Source organism: Catenulispora yoronensis (assembly GCF_039531695.1).
GTDB lineage: Bacteria > Actinomycetota > Actinomycetes > Streptomycetales > Catenulisporaceae > Catenulispora > Catenulispora yoronensis.
Window position 1 is genome coordinate 1 of sequence record NZ_BAAAQN010000210.1, and the last position, 582, is coordinate 582.

Genomic DNA, 582 nt, shown 5'->3' on the forward strand with positions numbered 1-582 from the left:
CCTTCGACGCCTGCGCAAAGCGTAGCGCGAGGGTGGCGGGCTCACGACCAAACGCCCAGAGGTCGATCATCGCAGGGATGTTTGGCTTTGTGGTGCGGACGACGGGACTCGAACCCGCGACCCCCTGCGTGACAGGCAGGTATTCTAACCGACTGAACTACCGCTCCACCGAATTTCTTCGCTTTATTACCACCGGTTGTCACCCCGGCTTACTGCAATTTGATGCCTGGCAGTTCCCTACTCTCACATGGGGAGACCCCACACTACCATCGGCGCTACGGCGTTTCACTTCTGAGTTCGGCATGGGGTCAGGTGGGACCACCGCGCTAGTGCCGCCAGGCAAATTCTGTTTTATCAACACGTTTCACCAACGTATCGATTAATCTGAATCAGAGCTGAAAATTCTCTCAAATCCGCCAAAACATCTTCGGCGTTGTAAGGTTAAGCCTCACGGTTCATTAGTACCGGTTAGCTCAACGCATCGCTGCGCTTACACACCCGGCCTATCAACGTCGTCGTCTTCAACGTTCCTTCAGGAGACTTAAAGTCTCAGGGAGAACTCATCTCGGGGCAAGTTTCGTG

The 582-nt window shown here is 54.6% G+C and carries 1 tRNA gene and 2 rRNA genes; all 3 read right to left on the reverse strand.

What is annotated here, in order from left to right:
* Positions 1-90: 90 nt before the first annotated feature.
* Positions 91-164, reverse strand: a tRNA-Asp gene (locus ABD481_RS46855).
* A gap of 60 nt (positions 165-224) precedes the next feature.
* Positions 225-340: ribosomal RNA gene (gene rrf / locus ABD481_RS46860) — 5S ribosomal RNA — on the reverse strand.
* A gap of 97 nt (positions 341-437) precedes the next feature.
* A 23S ribosomal RNA gene (locus ABD481_RS46865) occupies positions 438-582 on the reverse strand; the annotation flags it as partial.